22 protein-coding genes and 1 tRNA gene are annotated in these 20,305 nt (G+C 72.2%); 6 read left to right on the top strand and 17 right to left on the bottom strand.

Annotation, left to right across the window (positions count from 1 at the left end):
- Positions 1-51: 51 nt before the first annotated feature.
- The gene (locus ABD335_RS29455; protein ID WP_344329003.1) at positions 52-1,566 is read right to left on the bottom strand and encodes a PP2C family protein-serine/threonine phosphatase; all 1,515 of its coding nucleotides are present in this window, start codon (positions 1,564-1,566) and stop codon (positions 52-54) included.
- 672 nt (positions 1,567-2,238) lie between these two features.
- Here ABD335_RS29455 and ABD335_RS29450 point away from each other — a divergent pair.
- Positions 2,239-2,922 carry a bifunctional DNA primase/polymerase gene (locus tag ABD335_RS29450; RefSeq protein ID WP_344329001.1) on the top strand — a complete coding sequence of 228 codons (684 nt, stop codon included), beginning with the start codon at positions 2,239-2,241 and terminating at the stop codon, positions 2,920-2,922.
- Between the two features lie 214 nt (positions 2,923-3,136).
- Positions 3,137-3,736 (top strand): hypothetical protein, encoded by a 600-nt coding sequence (locus ABD335_RS29445; RefSeq protein ID WP_344328998.1) that lies wholly within the window; start codon positions 3,137-3,139, stop codon positions 3,734-3,736.
- A 227-nt stretch (positions 3,737-3,963) separates the two neighbouring features.
- Here ABD335_RS29445 and ABD335_RS29440 read toward each other — a convergent pair whose 3' ends face one another.
- The 3 genes from ABD335_RS29440 to ABD335_RS29430 form a co-directional block, all read right to left on the bottom strand.
- Entirely contained in the window at positions 3,964-4,932 is a 969-nt protein-coding gene (locus ABD335_RS29440; RefSeq protein WP_344328996.1) for a DUF5926 family protein, read from the bottom strand.
- A gap of 97 nt (positions 4,933-5,029) precedes the next feature.
- Positions 5,030-5,611 (bottom strand): ATP-binding protein, encoded by a 582-nt coding sequence (locus ABD335_RS29435; RefSeq protein WP_425583790.1) that lies wholly within the window; start codon positions 5,609-5,611, stop codon positions 5,030-5,032.
- 68 nt (positions 5,612-5,679) lie between these two features.
- Positions 5,680-6,525, bottom strand: a complete 846-nt coding sequence (locus ABD335_RS29430; RefSeq protein ID WP_344328992.1) for a glycerophosphodiester phosphodiesterase family protein — start codon at positions 6,523-6,525, stop codon at positions 5,680-5,682.
- A 180-nt stretch (positions 6,526-6,705) separates the two neighbouring features.
- Between ABD335_RS29430 and ABD335_RS29425 the strand changes: the two genes are divergently transcribed.
- Positions 6,706-8,358: a S1C family serine protease gene (locus ABD335_RS29425; RefSeq protein ID WP_344328990.1), complete on the top strand. Its 1,653-nt coding sequence runs from the start codon at positions 6,706-6,708 to the stop codon at positions 8,356-8,358.
- Positions 8,359-8,405: 47 nt separating this feature from the next.
- A tRNA-Ser gene (locus tag ABD335_RS29420) sits at positions 8,406-8,492 on the top strand.
- Positions 8,493-8,633: 141 nt separating this feature from the next.
- On the opposite strand, the gene ABD335_RS29415 is transcribed toward ABD335_RS29420, so the two are convergent.
- From ABD335_RS29415 to ABD335_RS29355, 13 genes are all read right to left on the bottom strand, one after another.
- Positions 8,634-9,185, bottom strand: coding sequence for a site-specific integrase (locus ABD335_RS29415; RefSeq protein ID WP_344328988.1), 552 nt, complete (start codon positions 9,183-9,185; stop codon positions 8,634-8,636).
- The gene (locus ABD335_RS29410; protein ID WP_344328985.1) at positions 9,113-10,021 is read right to left on the bottom strand and encodes a hypothetical protein; all 909 of its coding nucleotides are present in this window, start codon (positions 10,019-10,021) and stop codon (positions 9,113-9,115) included. Before ABD335_RS29410 ends, ABD335_RS29415 begins: the two co-directional genes overlap by 73 nt.
- Positions 10,022-10,094: 73 nt before the next feature.
- Positions 10,095-10,283: a helix-turn-helix transcriptional regulator gene (locus ABD335_RS29405; RefSeq protein WP_344328983.1), complete on the bottom strand. Its 189-nt coding sequence runs from the start codon at positions 10,281-10,283 to the stop codon at positions 10,095-10,097.
- Positions 10,284-10,495: 212 nt separating this feature from the next.
- Complete coding sequence (locus tag ABD335_RS29400; protein WP_344328981.1) at positions 10,496-11,659, bottom strand: DUF3631 domain-containing protein; 1,164 nt, start codon at positions 11,657-11,659, stop codon at positions 10,496-10,498.
- Positions 11,656-12,006, bottom strand: a complete 351-nt coding sequence (locus ABD335_RS29395) for a hypothetical protein (RefSeq protein WP_344328979.1) — start codon at positions 12,004-12,006, stop codon at positions 11,656-11,658. Before ABD335_RS29395 ends, ABD335_RS29400 begins: the two co-directional genes overlap by 4 nt.
- The gene (locus ABD335_RS29390) at positions 12,003-12,899 is read right to left on the bottom strand and encodes a bifunctional DNA primase/polymerase (RefSeq protein WP_344328976.1); all 897 of its coding nucleotides are present in this window, start codon (positions 12,897-12,899) and stop codon (positions 12,003-12,005) included. Before ABD335_RS29390 ends, ABD335_RS29395 begins: the two co-directional genes overlap by 4 nt.
- A gap of 86 nt (positions 12,900-12,985) precedes the next feature.
- A complete protein-coding gene (locus tag ABD335_RS29385) occupies positions 12,986-13,219 on the bottom strand; it encodes a hypothetical protein (RefSeq protein WP_344328974.1) in 234 nt (77 codons plus the stop codon).
- Complete coding sequence (locus ABD335_RS29380) at positions 13,219-13,830, bottom strand: hypothetical protein (protein WP_344328972.1); 612 nt, start codon at positions 13,828-13,830, stop codon at positions 13,219-13,221. The genes ABD335_RS29385 and ABD335_RS29380 overlap by 1 nt, the downstream gene beginning before the upstream one ends.
- Positions 13,831-13,843: 13 nt before the next feature.
- Positions 13,844-14,032, bottom strand: coding sequence for a hypothetical protein (locus tag ABD335_RS29375; RefSeq protein WP_344328970.1), 189 nt, complete (start codon positions 14,030-14,032; stop codon positions 13,844-13,846).
- Positions 14,033-14,052: 20 nt separating this feature from the next.
- On the bottom strand, positions 14,053-14,304 hold the full coding sequence (locus ABD335_RS29370) for a hypothetical protein (RefSeq protein ID WP_344328968.1): 252 nt from the start codon (positions 14,302-14,304) through the stop codon (positions 14,053-14,055).
- Positions 14,305-14,445: 141 nt separating this feature from the next.
- Positions 14,446-16,668 carry a cell division protein FtsK gene (locus ABD335_RS29365; protein ID WP_344328966.1) on the bottom strand — a complete coding sequence of 741 codons (2,223 nt, stop codon included), beginning with the start codon at positions 16,666-16,668 and terminating at the stop codon, positions 14,446-14,448.
- A 106-nt stretch (positions 16,669-16,774) separates the two neighbouring features.
- Positions 16,775-17,752 carry a DUF2637 domain-containing protein gene (locus tag ABD335_RS29360; RefSeq protein WP_344328963.1) on the bottom strand — a complete coding sequence of 326 codons (978 nt, stop codon included), beginning with the start codon at positions 17,750-17,752 and terminating at the stop codon, positions 16,775-16,777.
- Positions 17,749-18,066 carry a hypothetical protein gene (locus ABD335_RS29355; protein ID WP_344328962.1) on the bottom strand — a complete coding sequence of 106 codons (318 nt, stop codon included), beginning with the start codon at positions 18,064-18,066 and terminating at the stop codon, positions 17,749-17,751. Before ABD335_RS29355 ends, ABD335_RS29360 begins: the two co-directional genes overlap by 4 nt.
- A gap of 441 nt (positions 18,067-18,507) precedes the next feature.
- On the opposite strand from ABD335_RS29355, the gene ABD335_RS29350 reads away from it, so the two are divergent.
- The gene (locus ABD335_RS29350; protein ID WP_344328960.1) at positions 18,508-19,299 is read left to right on the top strand and encodes a GntR family transcriptional regulator; all 792 of its coding nucleotides are present in this window, start codon (positions 18,508-18,510) and stop codon (positions 19,297-19,299) included.
- Positions 19,296-20,015: a YdcF family protein gene (locus tag ABD335_RS29345; protein WP_344328959.1), complete on the top strand. Its 720-nt coding sequence runs from the start codon at positions 19,296-19,298 to the stop codon at positions 20,013-20,015. Before ABD335_RS29350 ends, ABD335_RS29345 begins: the two co-directional genes overlap by 4 nt.
- The last annotated feature ends 290 nt before the right edge of the window (positions 20,016-20,305 follow it).

The raw sequence follows: 20,305 nt of genomic DNA, 5'->3' as shown, positions 1-20,305 counted from the left end.
CTCGGCGGAGGGTCTTCGGGCGGGGACGCGGCGGACGGTCCGCCGGGACGGTCAGAACCGCGCCGCCAGTAGCACCACGTCCTCGACGCTGTCGGCGTCGGCCCGCCCGTCGGGGAGCACGAGGTGCAGGACGTGGTCCACCAGCGCCTCGGGGTCGTCGCGGACGGCCCGGGGAGCGCCGATGGCGGCGGCCTGGAGCCGGGCGAAGGCGCGGTCCATCGGCTCCGCGGTGCGGTGCAGCAGGCCGTCGCTGTACATCAGGAGCGTCTCCCCCGGGGCCAGCCGCAGCTCGACGCTCGGCGCCTCCCAGCAGGCGAGCATCCCCAGCGGCGCGGAGAGCGTGGTCTCGGCGAACTCGACGCGCCGCGGCCCGATGATCAGCGGCGGGCAGTGCCCGGCCCCGGCGAGCACGATCCGGGTGGCGTGCCCGGCGGTCCCGACCCCGCCGCCGGACGGGCGCGGGGACGCGATCCGCTCGGCGTACCCGAACAGCGCGGTCGCCACGCGTGCCGGTTCGGTGAGCCGCAGCAGCAGCTCCAGGTCGGACAGGACCGCGACCGGGTCCTCCCCCTCCATCACCGCGTACGCCCGCAGCGACGCCCGCATCCGTCCCATCGCGGCCACCGCGTCGGGCCCCGAGCCGGTGACGCCGCCGACGGAGAGGCCGAGCGCCCCCTCGGGCAGCGGCAGGACGTCGTACCAGTCGCCTCCGCCGCGCGGTCCGGTGCGGTGCCGCACCGCCAGCCGGACGCCCGGCACCCGGGGCAGCCGGCCGGGCAGCAGTTCCTCGCGGACGGTGGCCAGGGCGGCGCGGGCGCGGGCGAGGTCGAGTTGGCGGGCGATGTGCTCGGCGGCGTGCCGGACGTACAGCCCGAGCAGGTGGCGCTGGCGCTCGGTGGGCTGCGCGGGTTCGTCGTACAGCCAGACGGCGGCGCCCACCCGGCCGGCGGTCTCGGCCACCAGCGGCACGGCGTAGCTGGCGGCGTAGCCGAGCCGGGCGGCGACCTCGCGGTGGCGGGGGTCGAGGCCGGTCTCCTCGGCGATGTGGGGGTGGGCGATCTCCCGCGGCCGGGCGCCGGTCTCCGGCAGCCCGCCCAGGAGGTACGCGTGGGAGGCGGAGTCGTGCGGGACGGTCTCGATGTGTCCGAGGTCCGCGACGCCCAGGCCGAGACCGTAGGTGGCGGCGGGAGCGTGGGGGAGGAGCCCGGAACGGGTCCGGGAGGGGGGCGGGGAGGCCGGTTCCAGGGTGATCAGTCCGCGTCGGGCGCCCACGAGGGCGGCCCCGGCGCCCAGGGCCTCGCGCACCACGCCGTCCAGGGTGTCGGCGCGGGCCAGGCGTTCGGTGAGGTCGTGCAGGGTGGTGAGGTCGGAGATCCACCCGGCGAGCCGGTCCTGGACGGCGGCGAGCCGTTCGACCGGACGTGTGAGGGCGGGGTCCTCGGCGGCGGGCGAGCGCGGGGAGGCGGGCTGCTGGTGGGGGGCGGTGACGGCGGGCGGAACAGTGTGCTGGGGCGGCGGTGCGGTCGAGTTGATTCCGGCCAGTTTCGGCGGCTGTTGGGCGCTCATGGACGGCGTCCCTCACCGCGGATCGGCAACCTCAATAGCATCGCAAACCCCCATGTCGTGCTGCTCCGCTATCAATGCCTCCAGGTGTACACGCCCTGATAACGGGATGTCCAGCATTGTCCCAGCGGGCCGTTGGTGTCCCTGTCGGGGGCTTTTGCCGCGGGGGCGCGAGGGGGGATGCGGGGGAGTGGGAACGTGACCGTAAGCTTGGCTGAAAACATACCTTCAGTCCGGTGGTTCGCGGTCGACTGACGTCCGTACGACAGCGCGTCATCACGGTCGTTGTGGGTACGTGGGTACGTACGGCAAAAGGGATCGAGCGGTCGGGTTCCGTCGGAACCCGGCGACGGGTCCGCGCGTCTCACGAGACGGAATCAGGACGCGCCCTCGTACGTGGCGAAAGATCAGGGCACGGCCACCGGGCAGCACCGGCAGTACGGACGGCACGAGCGCGGCCACCGGACGGCGGACCCACCGTGTCCCCCGCCCCACGGAATGCCCGGGCAGCGGACCGCGAAGAGCGGAACGCGGTGACGCACTGCCCCGGCCGCGCACGCGCGGTCACGTGAGATCCACAGGTGTACAGGTGTGAGGGATCGGACAACCCTCGTCGGTTTCCGGTCCTGGTAGGTCCTTGTCGATCCTTGGCGTTACGGAAAGGAACGAGCGCTGATGCGCGAGATCCTCGGAAGGCGACGCATGACCCGCTGGGCGCTGCGGAACGCGGCGCTCGTCTGCGCCACGCGCTGGGGGTGGCCCGTGCTGCCCGGTGTGGCGCCCCGGGAGCCCAGGCGCCTGACCGCACGCCAGTCCGGGCAGCCACAGGGGCGCTGTTCCTGTCCGCGGCCCGACTGCGCCGTGCCCGGCGCGCACCCCTTCGACCCCGAGCTGCTGGCGGCCACCACCGACCCCCGCATGGTGCGCTGGTGGTGGACGAACCGTCCCGACGCGCCGATCCTGCTGGCCACCGGGGGTCGCGCGCCGTGCGCGCTGAGCCTTCCGGCGTCGGCGGGGGCGCGGGCGCTGGCGGAGTTCGACCGGCTGGGGCTGCGCACCGGCCCGGTGATCGCGACCCCGACCCGTTGCGCGCTGCTGGTCGCGCCGTACGACCTGGAGGAGCTGGGCGAGTTGCTCTACGCCCAGGACTGGGTGCCCAGTTCGCTGCGCTTCCACGGCGAGGGCGGCTACGTCCCGCTGCCGCCGTCGCGCATCGGCGCCGGGCAGGTGCGCTGGGAGAGGCCGCCGTCCGTGGGGGACGGCGGAACTCCGTGGCTGCCGCGGATGGAGCTCCTGGTGGACGTGCTGGTGCGGGCCAGCGCCGAGGTCCCGGACACCGGCAGCCGGCTGGCGTACTGACCTCGGTGCGGCCCCGGCGCGCTGACGCCGTGCGGCCGGCGCACGTCCGGCACGCGGTCGGGGCGTCGCCCCCCGTTCACTCGTACGGGTAGCAGCGCGCCGGAGTTGGAGGGAAACAGGCGCTCTGTCCCCCTGGGCGCCTTCTTCCTCCCGATATGTTCGGGGACGCCTCAGGGCTCTTCCGTCTCCCGCGAGTTGCAGGGTGGATCCTTTCATGCATGAGCCGCAGCAGCGTGCCTCGAACCTCCGCGTGACCGCGCTCGCCAGCACGGTGGCGCTCGCGGTCGCCCTGCCGCTCGCCGTCGCGACCGCCGGACCGGACGCGCCCGGCGGACGCCCCGCCGCCTCCGTCTCCACCCCCTCCTCGGCGCCTTCCCCCGAGCCCGCCGCGCCTCCCGTGCCGGAGGCGTCGGCGTTCGCGCTCGCTCCGGACCGGGCGCGACAGGGGGGCGATCCGTCGGCGGTCACCGCCGTCTGCGGCCCCCAGGCCACGGCGCCGGAGGGAGTGGTGGCGCAGACGTGTGTTCTCACCCGGAACGAAACGACCTGGGGACGGATGTACTACCGGAATGGCACGGGTGAATCACTGCGCGGCGGCCTGAGTCTGATGGGTCCCGGCGGGCGGAGCATGCACATGCCGTGCACCCTGCGTGCGACGGATCGGCCGGGTACGTGCGACACCCCGCGTGCGAAGACCGCGGAAATGCGGCCGGGCGGCGAGCCGTATACGGCGGTGGCCGAGATCGGGGCGCCGGACGGGGAGGGGCTGCTGCTGCGCTCCGGCAGCAACACCGTTGACCTGTCGGGGAGTTGAGGTCTCGACCCGCCGTCCGGAGATCCCCGCGGAAGCGTCCGGACATGGAAAGACCCGATCGCTGGCGACGGGGGATGCACCAGCGACCGGGCTCTTAAACGGTAACAAGCAATTGGCCGTTCGCAAATTCCACCGATCTCTTCAAGCCGTCGATTTACCTGCGAGTGCGGCTCGTTGTGACGTGAATCACTGTGCGAATGTCCGTATGCTTCCCCGAAATTCGTCTGTCAGTTGAGAGTCACCTGTCGATTGGTGAATCCGCTGCGCGCCCGACGCTCGTCCGCCGTCAGCGGCGTGGTGACGGCGAGCGCGTCCGCGAGCCGTTCCGCGAAGGCCGCCGCGGGCTTCTCGCACTCCTCCGCGCCCATCGCGCTCGGCAGGTCCCAGACCGGCACCACCAGCCCGTGCGCGCGGAACGAGCCGACCAGACGCGTGTCTCCCCCGAGCGACGAGGCGCCGGCGGCGTGCAGCCGGGCGAGCGCGTCGAGCAACTGCTCCTCGGGGTGCGGCATGACCCAGCGCAGGTGGTTCTTCTCCGGGGTCTCGCACCAGTACGCGGCCTCCACGCCCTCCAGACGGACGGTCGGCAAGGCGGCCGAATTGGCTCGTTCCAGTGAGGCGGCCACCTCCGGGCTCTGGTTGCCGGCGTCCTCCACCCAGAACTCGAAGCCGCTGTGCACCTCGGGCACGAAGGGCGCGTCGAGGTCCAGCAGGTCCTGTAGGCGCGGGGCGTCGGCCACGGTCCGCTCGGCGGCCACCGGGGTGCCCGGCCGCGCGGTCAGGGCCCGCCGCAGCACGTCGGCCAGGTCCCGGCTGATGTCCCCGGAGGGCGTGTCGTTCTGCAGGCCGAGCAGCACGGCGCCGTTGTCGCGGCGCAGCGCGGGCCAGGCCATGGGCAGGACGGTGGCGAGCGTCACGGAGGGGACGTCCTCGGGAAGACCGTCCTTCAGGGTCAGCGATGCGGTCGCGGCGGGCACCAGCTCGCGGAGCGCGACCCAGTCGCACTCCCCGGGCAGCCCCTCGAACGGCCGCCGGACCAGCTCGGTCACCGCCTGGGCGGCGGCCCGGCCGTGGCAGGCCTTGTAGCGGCGGCCCGATCCACAGGGGCAGGGCTCGCGGGCCCCGACGACGGGAACCTCCCCGTCGACGAGTTGCGGCGTGGCGGCCTTTGTCTGGGGACGGCGCTTCTTGGCCATGGCGTGCGGATCTCCTGGTCGTACGGACGCTGTCGGCGCGAGCCTAGTGCGTGGGGCCCGAACCGTCCGCGTACGCGGGAGATGCCACCCGAAACGCCTACGCGAAGTCCTCCAGGTCCACCAGATCGAAGTCCATGGAGGGGTCGAACCCGCCCTCGCCGGGGGGCACCACCGCCCAGACCGTCACCTCGTCGGGGTCGTCGCCGTTCCGCACGCCCCAGTCACGGGCGAGGGAGGTGATGATCGACAGCCCCCGGCCGCCCCGCGCCGTCACCGACGGATTGGCCAGGCGGGGACGGGTCGGGCCCCCGCCGTCCGTGACGGAGACGCGTACCCCGCCGTCCTCGGTGCGGCCCCACGCGGCGTACACGAAATTCCCCGCGCCGAGAGGTCTGGCGTGCCGGTACGCGTTGCTGAGGAGTTCGGAAAGGACGAGAACCGCGTCGTCCACGACCGCTTCGGGCGTTCCGTAACCGAGAAGCTCCTCGCGCATACGCCGTCGCGCCGCACCCACGCCCGCCGGACCGTGGGGTACGGCCATCGTCGACGACGTCGGCGCTTTCTGTGCAACCACCAACGCCACCCCCGAGACCTCCTTCTTCGCCCCACGCCACGTGATGGATGCCCCTTTGTCCGAGACCGGAAACCGCACGGAACATTCCCGTGACGCACCCCTCATCCGCGATTCACCACCGGTGAGGCGTGAAGTGCGCCGGAGCACTCCCCGCGAACGCCGCGGAAAGCGGCTCAAACCCCTCGTCCCCGTTCCAGTTGGGCCAGTTGGGACAGGACGCGTCTGGGGCGGTTGGTGATGATGGCGTCGACGCCGAGCAGCGCGCACAGTTCGACGTCCACCGGGTCGTCCACCGTCCACACGTGCACCTGATGGCCCATGCTGTGCGCATGTGCCACGTACTCGGGGTGGTTCCGCAGGATCCGGATGCTCGGACCGGCGATCCCCACGCCCGGCGGCAGCCGCCCGTCACGGTGGCGCGGCAGCAGGAACTGCATCAGGTAGACGGTGGGAATCCACGGCGCCGCGGCCCGCACCCGGTGCAGCGAGCGGGCCGAGAAGCTCATCACGCGCACGGGAATGGCCGGATCGTGGCGGGCGAGCACCCGCAGCAGCTCCTCCTCGACCTGCCCCGCCCAACGGGTGGGGTGCTTGGTCTCGATGGCCAGGTCCACGCGGCGGCCCGCGGCGGCCTGCTCCTCCACCAGGCGCAGCAGCCGCTCCAGGGTGAGGACGGAGGTGTGCTCGCGGGTCTCCGTCTCCGGCGACTCGTGCGGGTCGCTCCAGCCCTTCCAGGAGCCGAAGTCCAAGGCGGCCAGGTCGGCCAATTCCAAAGCGGAGACGGCGCCTCGGCCGTTGGATGTACGGTTGACCCGGCGATCGTGCACACAGACGAGGTGGCCGTCGGCGGTGAGCCGCACGTCGCACTCCAGCCCGTCGGCACCGTCCTCGATGGCCTTGCGGTACGCGGCCAGGGTGTGCTCCGGGGCGTCCTCGGAGGCCCCGCGGTGGGCGATGACGGAGATGGGGCGCCGTGGTCCGGGCGATCCGGGCGACACCTGGTGGCTCTCGTAGCTCACCGCGTTATGGTGCCACCCCGCCGCCACGCCGTGGACCGTCGTGCCGTCCGGGCCCGCGCGCCGCCCGGACGGACGTGCTTACGCCGCCCTGACGTGCCGCGGGAGAAGCTGACGTCATACACCTGAATACGCGCCGCACCCCTGCCGGCGCGCGACTGTCGTGTACCTGAGGAGATAGCTGTGAGCACCGAGAACGAGGGCGCCGCCGACAAGCCCGCGGCCGGCGCCCCCGTGCCGCCCCCGCCGGCCGAGCGGTCCGGCGCGAACGACGCCGCCGCGCCCAGGACACCGACCGACACCTCATCGGAGGACTACGACCTCCCGGCCCCGGCGCCCGCCCCGGCGTCCGGACCCGCCCCGGCGTCCGGAGACGCGGCGACCACCCACCTGCGGAAGATCGAGCCCGAGCCCGAGGCCGCGTCGCCCGAGCCGGCGCGGCAGCCGCAGTCCCCGCCGGCGGCGTCCCCGCCCCCGTCCTCCTCCTCCCAGCCCCCGCAGCCGCCGCAGCCCCCGCACGAGACGCCGGCCCGGCCCCCCGCCGGCGAACCCCCCGCCGACCGGACGGCCCAGCTCCACGCCGCTCCCCCCGCCCCGCAGCAGTACCCCGGACAGTGGGGCACACCGGGCGGCTACGACTACGGCACCACGCCTCCCGCCCCCGGCGCTCCCGCCGGCCCCGCCTCCCCGTGGGGCGTCCCGCCCACGCCCGCGCAGCCGGAGCGGAAGCGGCGGTTCAGCGGTCTCGTCGCCACCGTCGCCGCGGTGGCCCTGCTGGCGGGCGGCGTCGGCACGGGCGTCGGCTACTGGGCGGCGGACCGCGTGAACAGCGGCAGCTCGACGACCATCTCCTCCGACGGCGACCTCGAACAGGTCAACCGCGCCCCCGACTCCGTCGCCGGGATCGCCGCCAAGGCCCTGCCCAGCGTGGTGACGATCGAGGCCGAGGGCGGCGGCGAGAGCGGCACCGGCACCGGCTTCGTCTACGACAAGCAGGGCCACATCATGACCAACAACCACGTGGTGGCCAGCGCCGCCGACGGCGGCCGGCTCACCGCGACCTTCTCCGACGGCAGGAAGTACGAGGCCGAGGTCGTCGGCCGCGCCCAGGGGTACGACGTCGCCGTCATCAAGCTCAAGAACGCCTCCGACGCCAAGCTCACCCCGCTCCCCCTCGGCGACTCCGACAAGGTCCAGGTCGGCGACTCGACGATCGCGATCGGAGCCCCGTACGGCCTGTCCGGCACGGTGACCACCGGCATCGTCAGCGCCAAGAACCGCCCGGTCGCCTCCAGCGACGGGCAGGGCTCCCAGGCGTCCTACATGAGCGCCATCCAGACGGACGCCTCCATCAACCCGGGCAACTCCGGCGGCCCGCTCCTCAACGCCGAGGGCGCGGTGATCGGCATCAACTCCGCGATCCAGTCGGCGGGCAACGGCCTCGGCCAGGGCGCGGCCGGCAGCATCGGCCTCGGCTTCGCCATCCCGATCAACCAGGGCCAGCGCGTCGCCAAGACCCTGATCGAGACGGGCGAGCCGGTCTACCCGGTCATCGGCGTCCAGGTCGACCTCCGCGACCTGGGCGACGGCGCCCGCGTCATCGAGGACACCGACGACGGCAGCGAGCCGGTCACCCCGGGCGGCCCGGCCGACAAGGCGGGCCTGCGGCCGGGCGACGTGATCACCAAGTTCGACGACGTGGTGATCGACAGCGGCCCCACCCTGATCAGCGAGATCTGGACCCACGAGCCGGGCGAGAAGGTCTCGCTCACCTACGAACGCGGCGGCAAGGAGAACACGGTCGAACTCACTCTGGGCTCCCGCCGGGGCGACTGACGAACCGGCTACGCTATCCCCACGCCGCGCCGTGTGGTGCGGCGTGGGGAGGCTTGCCCGAGCGGCCTAAGGGAACGGTCTTGAAAACCGTCGTGGTGGCGACACCACCGTGGGTTCAAATCCCACAGCCTCCGCCGAGGTGAACGAACCAGCAGGTCAGAAGGGGTGCCTCCCACCGGGAGGCACCCCTTCTGCGTTCGCCCTGTCTCACCCCGGCCCGCCCGTATCCCGCCATCGACCAGCGCGTGTGGGCCATCCGTGGGCCAGGATCCCGGTCACGTGTCGCCGCTCAGCCCCTTCTCGATGAGCTGGTTGGCGAGCGACTGCTGACCGCGCAGGATCTTGGCGTAGAAGCGGAACAGGACGGTGAGGCTGTGGCCCGCGCGCCGGGCCACCTCGACCGGATCCACACCGGAGTTGATCCACAGTGAGACTCCGGCGTGCCGGAGGGAGTAGGGGACGTCCGCGAGTGGGGTCGCGGCCTCGGCCTCCGACAGTGCCTTCTCGCGGGCGGCGTCCCAGAGCTCGCAGTACTCGGTGGACCGGACGCGACCGCCCTTGGCCGCACGGAAGAGCCGACCGTCCTCCGCCGTGCCGTACGCCTCGATGTGCTCGCGCAGCATCGCCGTGAGGACGGGCGGGATCGGCACGGGCCGGGTGGCCCGGCGTGCCCGGCGCTTGAGGCCGCGCTGCTCGTAGGACTCGCCGTCGTCGGTCCCCCCCGAGCCGACTTCCGGGCGGCTGCCCGCGAGGATCAGCTCTCCCCAACCCTCCTCGGGCAGCCGGCAGTCCGCGGCCCGCAGCGCGGCGATCTCGGACGGCCGCATGGCCGCGTAGTAGAGGCAGCCGAAGAACGGGGCGAGGTAGGCGCCCCTGTCTCCCTGCTCCCGCACCGCGTCGATGAGCGCCGCCGCCTGCCGGGGTTGGGCACGTAGCGGAAGTCGACTTCGTCATCACGGGTCGGGGGAGTCCAGTCGACTCGGGTGAGCGGGTTGGTGGAGAGGACGCCCCTCTCCACCGCGTAGCGCAGGGCGTTGCTGAGCACCATGCGCTTGCGGTTGACGGTGTTGTCGGCGGCCGGTGTCCCGTCCAGCTTCCGCGAGAGGGCGTCCAGGGCCGCCCGCATCCGCTCCGGCCGGGCCGCCTCGGTCACCTTGAGCGAGTGCTTCTCGACCCACACGAGGGCGGCCCGCACGTCCGCCGGGAGCTCCCTCGCGTCCGCGAGGGAGGCGAGGGTGCCGTCGCTCCCTGGCACCGCGCGGAACGCCCAGGAGTAGAGCGACCTGCGGAGCACGTCCGGTTTCGGCACCCCTCGCGTCGTCGAGACGAACGCCGGGGTGACGGTGGCGAGGGCGTCGGCGATGCTCGCCCGGTGCTTGGCCGCGGCCTTGGGCCACTTCATGAGCACGTATGCCTTGGCGTGCTCGTACCAGGTGGGCGAGTTGAGCGCGCTCAACTCGTTCGCGGGCAGCCCGGTGTCCTCGTCGAACTGCTCGCGGTTGCGGAGTGCTGCCATGAGTTCCGAACGGCGCCCGTCCGCCTGGGCCTTGAGCGTGAAGCTCTTCGAGTGCGAGCGGGAGCCGACCCGCCACCGCAACTCGAAGGGCTTCGGCCGGCCCTTCCGCGTCCGGATCGACCAGATGACTACGTCGTACGTGAGCATGTCTCCCCATACGGAGAGGGCCCGCCGTGCGGCGGGCCCTCTCGAAGTGTGGTGGTTGTTCAGCCGGTCGGGATCAGGCGGCGTTCTCTTCGCAGTGGCTCAGCCAGGCGTCGAGGTCGCGGCGGCGGACGCGGAGTTGGCCGTTGGGCAGCTTCAGCAGCTTCGGCCCCTGCCCGCGCGCCCGCATCCGGTAGAAGGCGGCGCGGCTCATGTCGAGCTCTGCCAGGACGTCGCGCAGCTTGAGCATCTCGGTGCGTGCCATGTGTCGTGGCTCCTTCGAGGAGGATGAGATACGGGCCTTCTCTCTCAGGTCCGCTACTTCCGCTACCTCCGCTACCGCCCTGGTCAGGGGCATGATCGAGGTAGCGGATCGGGGTAGCGGTAGCGGATGAGTCCGCTACCGACCCGCAGGGGGGATCGTGCGGGCCGGTAGCGGGTGAAGCGGCGCGGTAGCGGATGAGCGGCGGCTTGCCGCTACCTCTCTTGGGTCTCTGACCTGCTCGGTAGCGGAGGTAGCGGAAGTAGCGGGCTCTCAGGGGGTGGCGGGCAGTACCGCTGCCATGCGTCGTGCAGATCGCTGGCGTAGTAACCCTTCATGACGCTGCCGCCGGTCTTGATGTTGCGGGCCGCGATCGGGGTGTTGTCCGCGGTCATGTACTCGCGCAGCATCCGGGAGAGCCCGCGGGCATCCAACGGCTTACCGCTCATGTCCGCCCACGGCGCCTCGTCGAGGCTGTGGAGGCGGTCGAGGATGGCGACGGTGGGCAGCCGGTCGATGCCGTTGAACACGTAGTCGCGCAAGTCGGTCAGCAGCCGGATGCCCATGCTGCCCTTGTCGTTCGCCTTCGTCGCGGTGACCAGCTCGACGCACGCGGCCCGGGCCCGCTCCGGCCACTCTCCTCCGGCCGCGTCGGCGACGGCGATCAGGGGTTCCCACACGTCCGCGGGCCGGTCGGTGATGCCCTCGGGCATCTCGGGGAACACGCCGTCGACCAGGTGCCGCACGTTGGCCGCCCAGGCGGCGAGCCGGTCGCGCAGCGCGTGGCCCTCCTTCTCGTGGATGCGCTGCCGGAACGGCTCCACCTTCTCGTTGGGGGCACGGCGGCGCATGCGGACGATGACCGAGCGGGTCAGGATCGTGTCCGGCAGCGAGCCGAGCCCGGCCACCGCCACGGCGCAGAAGGAGGGGAACTCCTGCACCGTCTGATTGGCACCGTCTCCCACACACCGCCACATCACCCCGGAGCGGCGGTGCCCGGCGTTGAGGAAGCCGCGGAGCTGTTCGTTCTCCCCGGCCTTGGGGCCGAACACGGTGTCGATCTCGTCGAAGAGAATCGTGGGCCGTCCGTCCATGCCGGAGACGGCCCGGAACAGGGCGGAGGCGGAGGCGTTGACGGCCACCATCGGCTGCGGCACCAGGGTCTCCACTATTTCCAGTGCTCGGCTTTTGCCGCTGCCCGGCTCCGGGGAGAGGAAAGCGAGTCGCGGGGTGGAGTCGAAGCAGTCCAACAGGTGCGCGTGAGCGTCCCACAGCGTCACGGCCACATAGGCAGCGTCGATGGGGAAGATGTTGAAGCGGCGGTGGAACGCTTCGACCTCGTTCAGCAGTGCGGCGCCATCGGCAGTGGTGCTGGTCATGCGGCGTTCCTCCTTTCGGTGGTGCGGAGCGGGCATACGTCGCGGTGGTGGGTGTGGGCGTCGATCAGGGCGAGCACTTTGCGGTGGCCGACGGCGCTGCGGTCGTGGCCACACAGGCATTTCGAGGTGGCGGTGGGGACGGCGCCGCGGCCGGGCGCGGTGACGTGCAGCCACGCGATCGGGAACCGGCCGTCGCCCTGCTGCGGGTCAGAGCGAAGAGAGGACGGCCTACGGCCGACGTCTTTCGGGCCGCCCACGGTCTCGGCCGGTGTGGCCGGTTGGGCGGTGTGCGGCCGGTGGACGGCCCGGGCGAGGCTCTTCAGCGGGGGACGGGTGGGGGCGGTCATGCCGTCCTCCGCCGTGGGTTGTGCGCAATCGACCAGTTGAGCGCGCTGCGAAGGGTGGCGCGGCACTGGGCCGGCGGCAGTCCGGTCGACTCCCCTGCCTGCTGAAGAGCCTCCTCCACCACCGACCGGGGAAGGTCGCCCCACGCGACGAATCGCCCCAGCGCGCGGGCGGCCCGGAACAGTGCGGCCTCGCGCCTACCCTCCTGGGCCGCCGCGACGGCCCTGGTCTCGTTGGCCAGTGCTGCCTCGGCGTACCGGGTGGCGCGGGTCGTCACCGCCACGGACACCGCCCCCACAGGCCGGGGCGTGGGCTGCAGGGCGTCCAGCAGCCAGCCGGGCAGCGGCGCCACCGGGCGGGCGCCCACCACCTCGTAGGTGCCCGCGTCGGTAGTGCTGCCGGGGGCGACGACGTAGCCGCCCCAGGCGCGGGTGTCGACCAACGGGGCGAGGGTGCCCGCGGTGTTGCCCAGCCGCACCCCGGCCGGGGCGGTGAAGTACAGGTGCCGTCCCCCGCTCGCGGTCCGCACCGTGAGCGTGGTGGGGATGGCCTGCCCGGCGCGCTCGCAGAGCGCCTGGAAGGTCGCCGCGCCGTCAGGCGCGTCCGCTCCGTCCTTGGGGGTGTCGAGGTCGACGACGACCAGCCCGGACGGGCCAGTGGCGATGCCGACGTTGAACGGGGCGCGGGTCCAGGCGGCGCGGATGCGGGCCGGATCGCAGGTGGCGCGCTGCTCCCACTTGCGGTGCCCAGCCCTGCAATCCCCGGTCCGGGGGCAGCGGGCCTCACCGTGCAAGGCCGGCCGCTTGCCGCCCGGGCGGAGCGGGAAGACGTGCCAGCCACGGGCAGCCGCGGCAAGGGCCGCGCTCAACTGCCTACTGGTGCCGGATTGGGGCATGCTGAAGGTCTCCTGTTCTGTCGAAGGGACATGGAGAGCCGGGGCGGCCACGGACTTTGGCGAGACGGTGGCCGCCCCGGGCGTAGCTACTGCGAGCTGCGCGCGGCCCGGCGGATGAGGCTTGCGATGGTGGCGACGGTGGGCCAGTCCCACACCGCGAGCCAGTCGACGATGCGTCGGTCGTACTCCCCCAGCTCCACGCCTGCCGCTGTCAGTTCGGCGAGCAGGACGGCCAGGCATCCGGACTCGTCGGCGTAGCCGCGCGGGCGGGTGTCGAGGGGACCGTCGGAGATGGGGTAGGGGTGCGGCGGGTTGTGCATCAGGCCGTTCCTTCCTGATCGGTGTTGTACGGGAGCTGTGGCAGCCCGGCCGCGGTGAGCGCGGTCGGGTCGAAGCCGGGCAGCATGGCGCGGGCGGTCATGGCCTCGGCGAGCGCGGCGGCGTAGGCGGCACCCTCGCGGGCCACCTCGATCTGCGTGCGCGACCGCAGGGCCTCGACACGCTCGATGTGGGCGTGCTCCTCGCGCCGCTCGACGGTCCGGCGCTCGTAGGCCACCGCCTCGCGGCGGTCGGTGCGCCAGTAGCGGGCCGCGAGCCCGTAGGCGACGGCGGTGGCCAAGGCCCACAGCAGCAGCGGCAGCGACCAGCCGTCGGCGTATCCGGCCACTCCGGCCAGGGCGAGCCCGCCGGAGGCGGCGAACGCGGTTCCGGCGAGCACCCCGTCCCCGGACTGCCCGAGAGAGGCGCAGGCGCCGGCCGCCGCGGCTCCGAGAGCGAGGACGGTCATCAGCGCGGCGTTGCCGACGGAGTGTTCGGCGCCGTTGGCGTTCCAGATCCGGGCCAGGATGAGCACGGTGGAGGTGGCCAGCACGGGCGCGGCCTTCGGCAGTGCCACGGCGAGCCAGTGCCGCGCGGTGAGCTGTTCGGTCACGGTCGGGCTCCTTTCACAGGTCGGGGATGGCGTCGATGACGGCGGCGGTGAGTTCGTTGATGGGCCCGGCCGCGCCGGTGGAGGCGAGGAAGAAGCCGAACATCGCGGCGACGAACGCGGAGCCGTAGCCGAGGGTCTTGGAGCGCAGCAGGAAGAACAGGACCAAGCCGAAGAGCAGGACCAGGGAGACGGTCACGGCCATGCGGGGATCTCCTTTTCGGGTCAGTGGGAGCCGTCGCGGTAGAGCCGCGCGGCGCGGTTGAACAGCCAGCGGCCGACGCGGATGCGCTTGCCGCAGCCACGGCAGCGGCGGCAGTCCTTGCCGCGCTTGGGCCGTCCTTTGCGGTCAGTGGTCAGGGCGTAGCCGAAGCCGTTGCAGCGGCGACAGGTGCCGAACGGCGACGCCGCACACACCGACACGTAACCCAGAGTGACGACGAGTAGGCAGGCGATAGCGAGGAGCGCAGGGGGCATGGCGGGCCCTCTCAGACGGTTTCGAAGGGTGTGCCGAGGTGGGCCGCTATCCGCTAGCGGCCTAATCAGGGGCTATGTGGGGTGCTAGCGGGGCTGCTTGCGCAAGCGGGTCGAGATGCTTGCGCAAGCAGCCCTGTGGCGTCATCCGGCGTCGCGGTTTCCGTCACGCTCCGCGATCGCCTTGACGATGTGGGAGCGGTCGATGCCGCGCCGGTTGACGACCTTGCCGTCCACGCGGCGGTTGACCTGGACGGCCTTGACGCCGTACGGCTTCAGCGCGGCGGAGAGCCGGGCCGCGTCCCACTCGCCCGTCTCGTCCGTCCACGTGCCGTACAGCTCCGGGCGCAGCTCGGCGAGACGGCCGATGACTGTCTCGGACCACACCTTGGTCTCGCCAGCGGGGACGACGGCGAGGATGTCGTCGAGCAGCGTGTCGGCCGCCGGGCGCCGCTCCGGCTCCTTGCCGGCCGCGAGCCCGGTCAGGGTGCCCGCGTCCTGGCGTGCCTTGCGGGCCCGGTCGCAGATGGCGTCGGCGGACGGGCCGTCGATGTAGTAGGTGCGGACGATCTGCGGGTCGTCGGCGGCGCCGATCAGGTAGCCGATGCCCTTGTCGGACTTGGTGAACGACGTGGCGCGGATGCCGTTCTTGTACATCGAGGTGCCGAGGATCATGTCGTTCTCGATCTGACCCATGACCCGCAGGCAGAACCGCATGCCGACGTTCGCGCTGATGGCCGGGGGCAGCGATTCCTTGTCGGGGCGCTGGGTGGCCAGCAGCAGGATCACGCCCAGGGCCCGGCCACGCTTGATGATGGCCGTGCACAGGGCTCCGGCTTCCTTGCCGTACTCCGGGTGGGAGAACAGCTCTTGGCACTCGTCGATGGCCAGCACCAGCGGGTGCAGTCCCAGCGACCGGTTGGCGGCCAGTTCGGGGGTGACCTTGTTCTCCGGGCACTTGTCCTTGGGCAGTGAGGCGATCACCTTCGCTCGCCGCTCCAGGTCCTTGTGGACGTAGCGGATGGAGTCCAGCGCGGCGGCGCAGGTGTCGTCGTCCGGGCCGGAGCCGTAGTCGGCGGCGACCTTCTTCAGCCCTTCCAGGTCGCCGGTGCCCTTCAGTTCCCAGATCAGCAGCTCCGCCAGCACGTCCAGGGCGGCGGCCAGCAGCGGGGTGCGCAGGGAGAAGGTCTTGCCCATGCCCGGCATGGCGCCGATCAGGACGTTGTCGTACATCAGCGTGATGTCGACGTTGCGGCCACGCTGGTCGGTGCCGAACGGCAGCGGCTTGAACAGCGAGGCGGTGCCGCCATTGGTCAGCGGCCAGGTGGGCGGCTTGACCTTGTTCAGCGGCTTGTCGCCGACCCACAGCATCATCCGGCCGGCGTGTTCGTCCGGGACCGGCTCCGGCCACACGCAGCCCAGCGGGCGGCGCAGGCCGGAGGCGAGCTTTTCGCGCCGGTCGAGGATGTCCGGCACGGTCACCCCGTAGGGCAGGTCGACGTCGGCGCGCCAGCCGGGGCCGTCGCGGGTGATCGGGGCGGGGAACTTGATGCCTTCCCCGCCCTTGCCCAGCGCCTTGTTGATCTCCGCGATGCCCAGCGAGCCCAGGGCCCGCTCAACGATGGTGGAGGTCAGCCGCTCCACCTCGGGGACGACCACGGCGCGGGAGACGATCGGCTTGTCCGCCGGGGTGCCGACGAAACCGAACGCGGCCACCGCGGCCGCCATGGCGACCGCGAGCATCCAGGTCGGGGCGAGCACCCACAGCGCGAGCGCGAGCAGCGGGCCGACAAACGCGGCCAGGGTCAGCAGGATCGCGCGGAGTCGGACCCGGCGGTCGCGCTGCCGGGAGAGCTTCAGGTACTCCTCGGCGTTCTCGCGTCGGGCCGCGGCCTGTCGCAGCGGCTCGCCCTCGGCGTCGGTCACCCACCGCAGGGTGCCGCCGACGAACTTCGCGCACCCGACCGGGGCACGGGCCGCGAGCACCGCGGCGTACCAGGGCAGTCGGACGCCGTGGAACGCGGCGGCGTGGCCGATGTGCCCGACCGCCCATCCGGCCGCGCCGACGAACTCCGGCTTGGACCGAGCCCACACGGGCAGCACCGGACGGCGCTTCGCGGCCCGCAGCCGCTCCCACCGACCCGGGCCGACCGGCGCGGGCAGGTCGACCATCACCGGAGCCGACTCGTCGGCCGACTCTCCCACCGACTCGGCACCCGACCCGCCGGGCGCGGAGTCGGGCGACCGGTCGGCCGACCCGGTACGGGCCGACCGCGCCGCCTCCAGGTCGACCACCTCGGCGTCCGAGTCGGCGCTCATCTCGGCTTCGAGTCGGTCGAACAGTTCGTTCTCATCCTCGTGGTTCACTGGCACTTCCTTCCTGATACGGGAGGGGTTGGCGGGCCCGGCCGCTGCTTTGGTCGGTCGTGACCGGGCCCGTCGCGCTGTTCGTCAGGCGGCAAGGTCGTGCGGATCAGGCCGCTACCGCCTCGGGCTCTTCGGCGTCGGCGGCGGTCCGCTCCGCGCGGAGGGTGTCGCGCAGGGTGCGAGCGTTGGCCTGGGAGACCCGGACGGCCTTACGGATGGCTTCCGCGGTCAAGGCCGCCGTGGGCCAGTCGGCCGTCACCTGCCGCGCCTCGGCGAGCAGTTCCGCCGGCGTGCGCGCCGCACCGGTCTTGGCCCGGCGGGCCGGTCGCCGCGTCCTGGGCCGCTGTGGGCGCGGCTCCTGCTCCGGTTCCTGCTTCGCGGTTTCCGGCTCCGACTCGGGAGCTGCGATGGGCTCGACAGCGGCGGGGGCGAGGTCGCCCAGCTTCAGCAGCACGCGGGTACGGCGCGGGGTGCGCCGGCGCCACTGCCGTCCGTACCGCTCGCGCAACTCCGCGCGGGCCAGCTGGCGTTCCTTCTCGCGTGCGAGGGCGTCGGCGTAGGAGGTGATCTCCCACAGCGCCATCCGGCGCCACAGCGCGAATGTGGAGGGGAACGCCAGCAGCCACCGTGAGAAGCGGATCTTGTCCATCCGGCGGCCGGTGGCGGCGCCGATCCGGACGGCGTAGATGTGGGCGCCGATCTCGGAGAACACCACCCACAGCAACGGCATGGTGCCGTGCGCGAGTTTCGCCGACAGCGAGTGCCCGGCCGCGACGTTCAGCCAGCACGTGACGAGGGTGAGCGCCCAGGGCACAAACCGCACCCACGCGAGCGCCATGTCCATCCGGATCAGCAGCAGGTTGGCCACCGTGAACACCGGAATGGCGATGTCGATGCCGACCGGCAGCATCCACGGTTGGCCGAAGCCCCAGCGGGCCGCCGCGGAGGACACCGCGTCGAACGAGGACGCCAGCCCCAGCACGCCGACTCCGGCCGCGGCCAGCGCGGCGAACCCGGCGAGCCCCAGTTCCGGGCGCGTCAGCGGCGGAACCGCCGGTCGTTCCGTCTGCACCGGGGCGGTCATGCGGCTTCCCCCGTCCCAGGCTGGTCGTCGCGGACGGCGGAGCGCAGCAGCGGCACGGTGCGGGTGAGCGCGTCGGCGTACAGCGCGTCCCAGGCGGCCACCTCGTCGCCGCTCTCACCCTGCGCGCGCAGCTCGGCGAGCACGTCGCGGGCCGCGTCCAGCCGGGCCGCGCGTTCCGTCGGTGTCTCTGGCCGGAGCGGACCGCGGAACAGGTCGACGTCGATACCGGCGGGCAGCTCCTCGTCGATGCCGAGCGCCAGTTCGGCGAACTCGGCGGCGTTCACCACGTGGTGGTGTCCGATGTACGTGCGCATGACGCATCACTCCGGGAAGTCGAAGGGACATGGAGAAGCTGGAGCGGTCCGCGGACTGTGGCGAGACGGCGGGCCGCTCCGGTGTCGAGTGGTGCAATGCGGCTCCTCCGGCCGTTCCGAGGAGCAGGAGGGGAGCCGGGCGCAGCGCGCACCGTGTGGCGCTGCGGAACTTGGGTTGTGCAGATGTCTCCTTCGGGTGCGATCCCAAGGCGTATGGAGACGTGACCTTTCGGTCTAAGCCCTCCCGAGTGACCAGGGTCGGGTGCGCCCTCGGCCCGCTCTGTCCCGGGCCCCTTGTCGCGTGTCTGAGCAGCCCAAAGAAGGCCCTCAGATCCGCAGTCCTAGGACTGCGGGCGACCGAGCAACACCATGGCGCACAGTCCCAGGACTGTCAACAGTCCTGGGACTGTGCTTCACTGGCTGCACTGAAAGGAGTCCTGAATGACCCCCAAGTGGCGAGAACTCGCGGACAAACTGGCCGCCCAGATCAGGGCCGGCGAGTACGCACCCGGCGAGCAGTTGCCGCACATCCGGGAGCTGGTCGAGGCGGGCGAGGGCTCCAAGTCCACCGTCCACGCCGCCTACAAGGCCCTGGAGGCGGAAGGACTGGTCACCTCATCGCGTGGGCACGGCACGGTGGTGCGGGAGCAGGTGCCGCTGAAGCGGCTCGGCATCGCGCGGTACGACAAGGCCAAGTGGCGCGACGGGGACGAGGTGGCGTTCATCGCCGACCGCGTGGCCTCCGGACGGCCGTACCAGCGCGGCGAGCAGACCCAGACCGTCAGCCTGGTCGAGGCCCCGCCCGCCGTCGCCGAGGCCCACGGCCTGCCACCCGGCGCCCAGGTCTACGCCCGAGCGCGGTTGGTGAAGCAAGGCGACCGGCCGACCCATACCCTGACCAGCTACTACCGGCCCGAGCACGTCGAGGGCACCCGGCTGGTCGACCCCACCCCGGGCCCGGCCGGCAAGGGCGGCGGCTTCCGTGTCCTGTACGACGCGGGATACGAGATCGACCACATGCGGGAAGAACTCTTCGCGCGCATCCCCACCCCCGAAGAGGTGAAGCTTCTTCAACTGCCTGCCGGGGAACCCGTGGTGGAGCTGCACCGCACCACGTACACGGCTGACGGGACCGTGGTGGAGTACGCCATCGGCGTCCACGCCGCCTCGCGGTTCGCCTGGGTCTACGACTTCAAGGTCCCCGACTCGACCAAGCAGGAGGACAACCGGTGATCTCGAAACAGGCGTGGCGGGACGCCCAGACGCTGTGGGACTTCCACCGGATGCACCACGAGCCGCGTCCGTGCTCGGTGGGCATCGGCCTGGGCAGCCACGACCTGGGCGTGGCCGACACCGCGGCCGACCTCTACCACCGCGGCCTGGTGCCGCTCCTCGTCTTCACCGGCGCCACCAGCCCCACCACCCGGGAGCGGATGCCCCGGGGCGAGGCCGTCCACTACCGGGAGCGTGCGGTGGAGCTGGGCGTCCCCGCGGAGGCCATCCTGATCGAGCCCAACGCCCGGAACACCGGCGAGAACATCCGCCTCTCCCGCGCCCTGCTCGAAGAACAGCGCATCCCGGTCTCGTCCGCCCTGCTGATCAGCAAGCCGTACGAGGAACGGCGCGCGTACGCCACCGCACGCAAGCTCTGGCCGGACGTCGAGTGGGTATGCGCGTCCGCGCCCCTCGCGTTCTCCGAGTACGTCGAGTCGATCCAAGACGCGCGCCTTGTGATCGACATGCTGGTCGGGGCCCTGCAACGCCTGCTGCTCTACCCCGCCCAGGGCTTCATGGTCGCCCAGGACGTACCCGAAGACGTGCGCCGCGCCTACGAGCGCCTCGCCGTCCAGGGCTTCACCAGCCGACTCATCCCCGAGGAAGCCGCGAGCAACGGCGAGGCGAGCAGTACAGGATCCCCCTCCGATACACCACAGCCGACGTCTGAGTAGCAACTTTCTCCACAGGGGTCAAGGCCTGCGCACGGCGCGGGCGCGGGCCGCCTCTGCGGCGCGACCTGTCTCCTGCCTCCGCCCCGACTGGCCGCGCCCGGCGGCGCGCTCGCGGCTGCGGGCACGATGCGGGAGACACTCTCTGTGGCTGGGGTGGTCGGCTCCATGGCTTTACGCAGCCACTTTGGCGCGAGCCTCGCAGATCATGGCCCAAGATCAGGTACTAACAGGCCATCTCATTTGGGGTGGTCGGTAGTCTGCGGGCGTGACGATCGTGGAGCGACTGGTGC

It is taken from the genome of Streptomyces macrosporus, from assembly GCF_039533145.1.
In the GTDB taxonomy this organism is placed as follows: Bacteria; Actinomycetota; Actinomycetes; order Streptomycetales; family Streptomycetaceae; genus Streptomyces; species Streptomyces macrosporus.
This window is presented reverse-complemented; position numbering and strand designations above follow the sequence as displayed.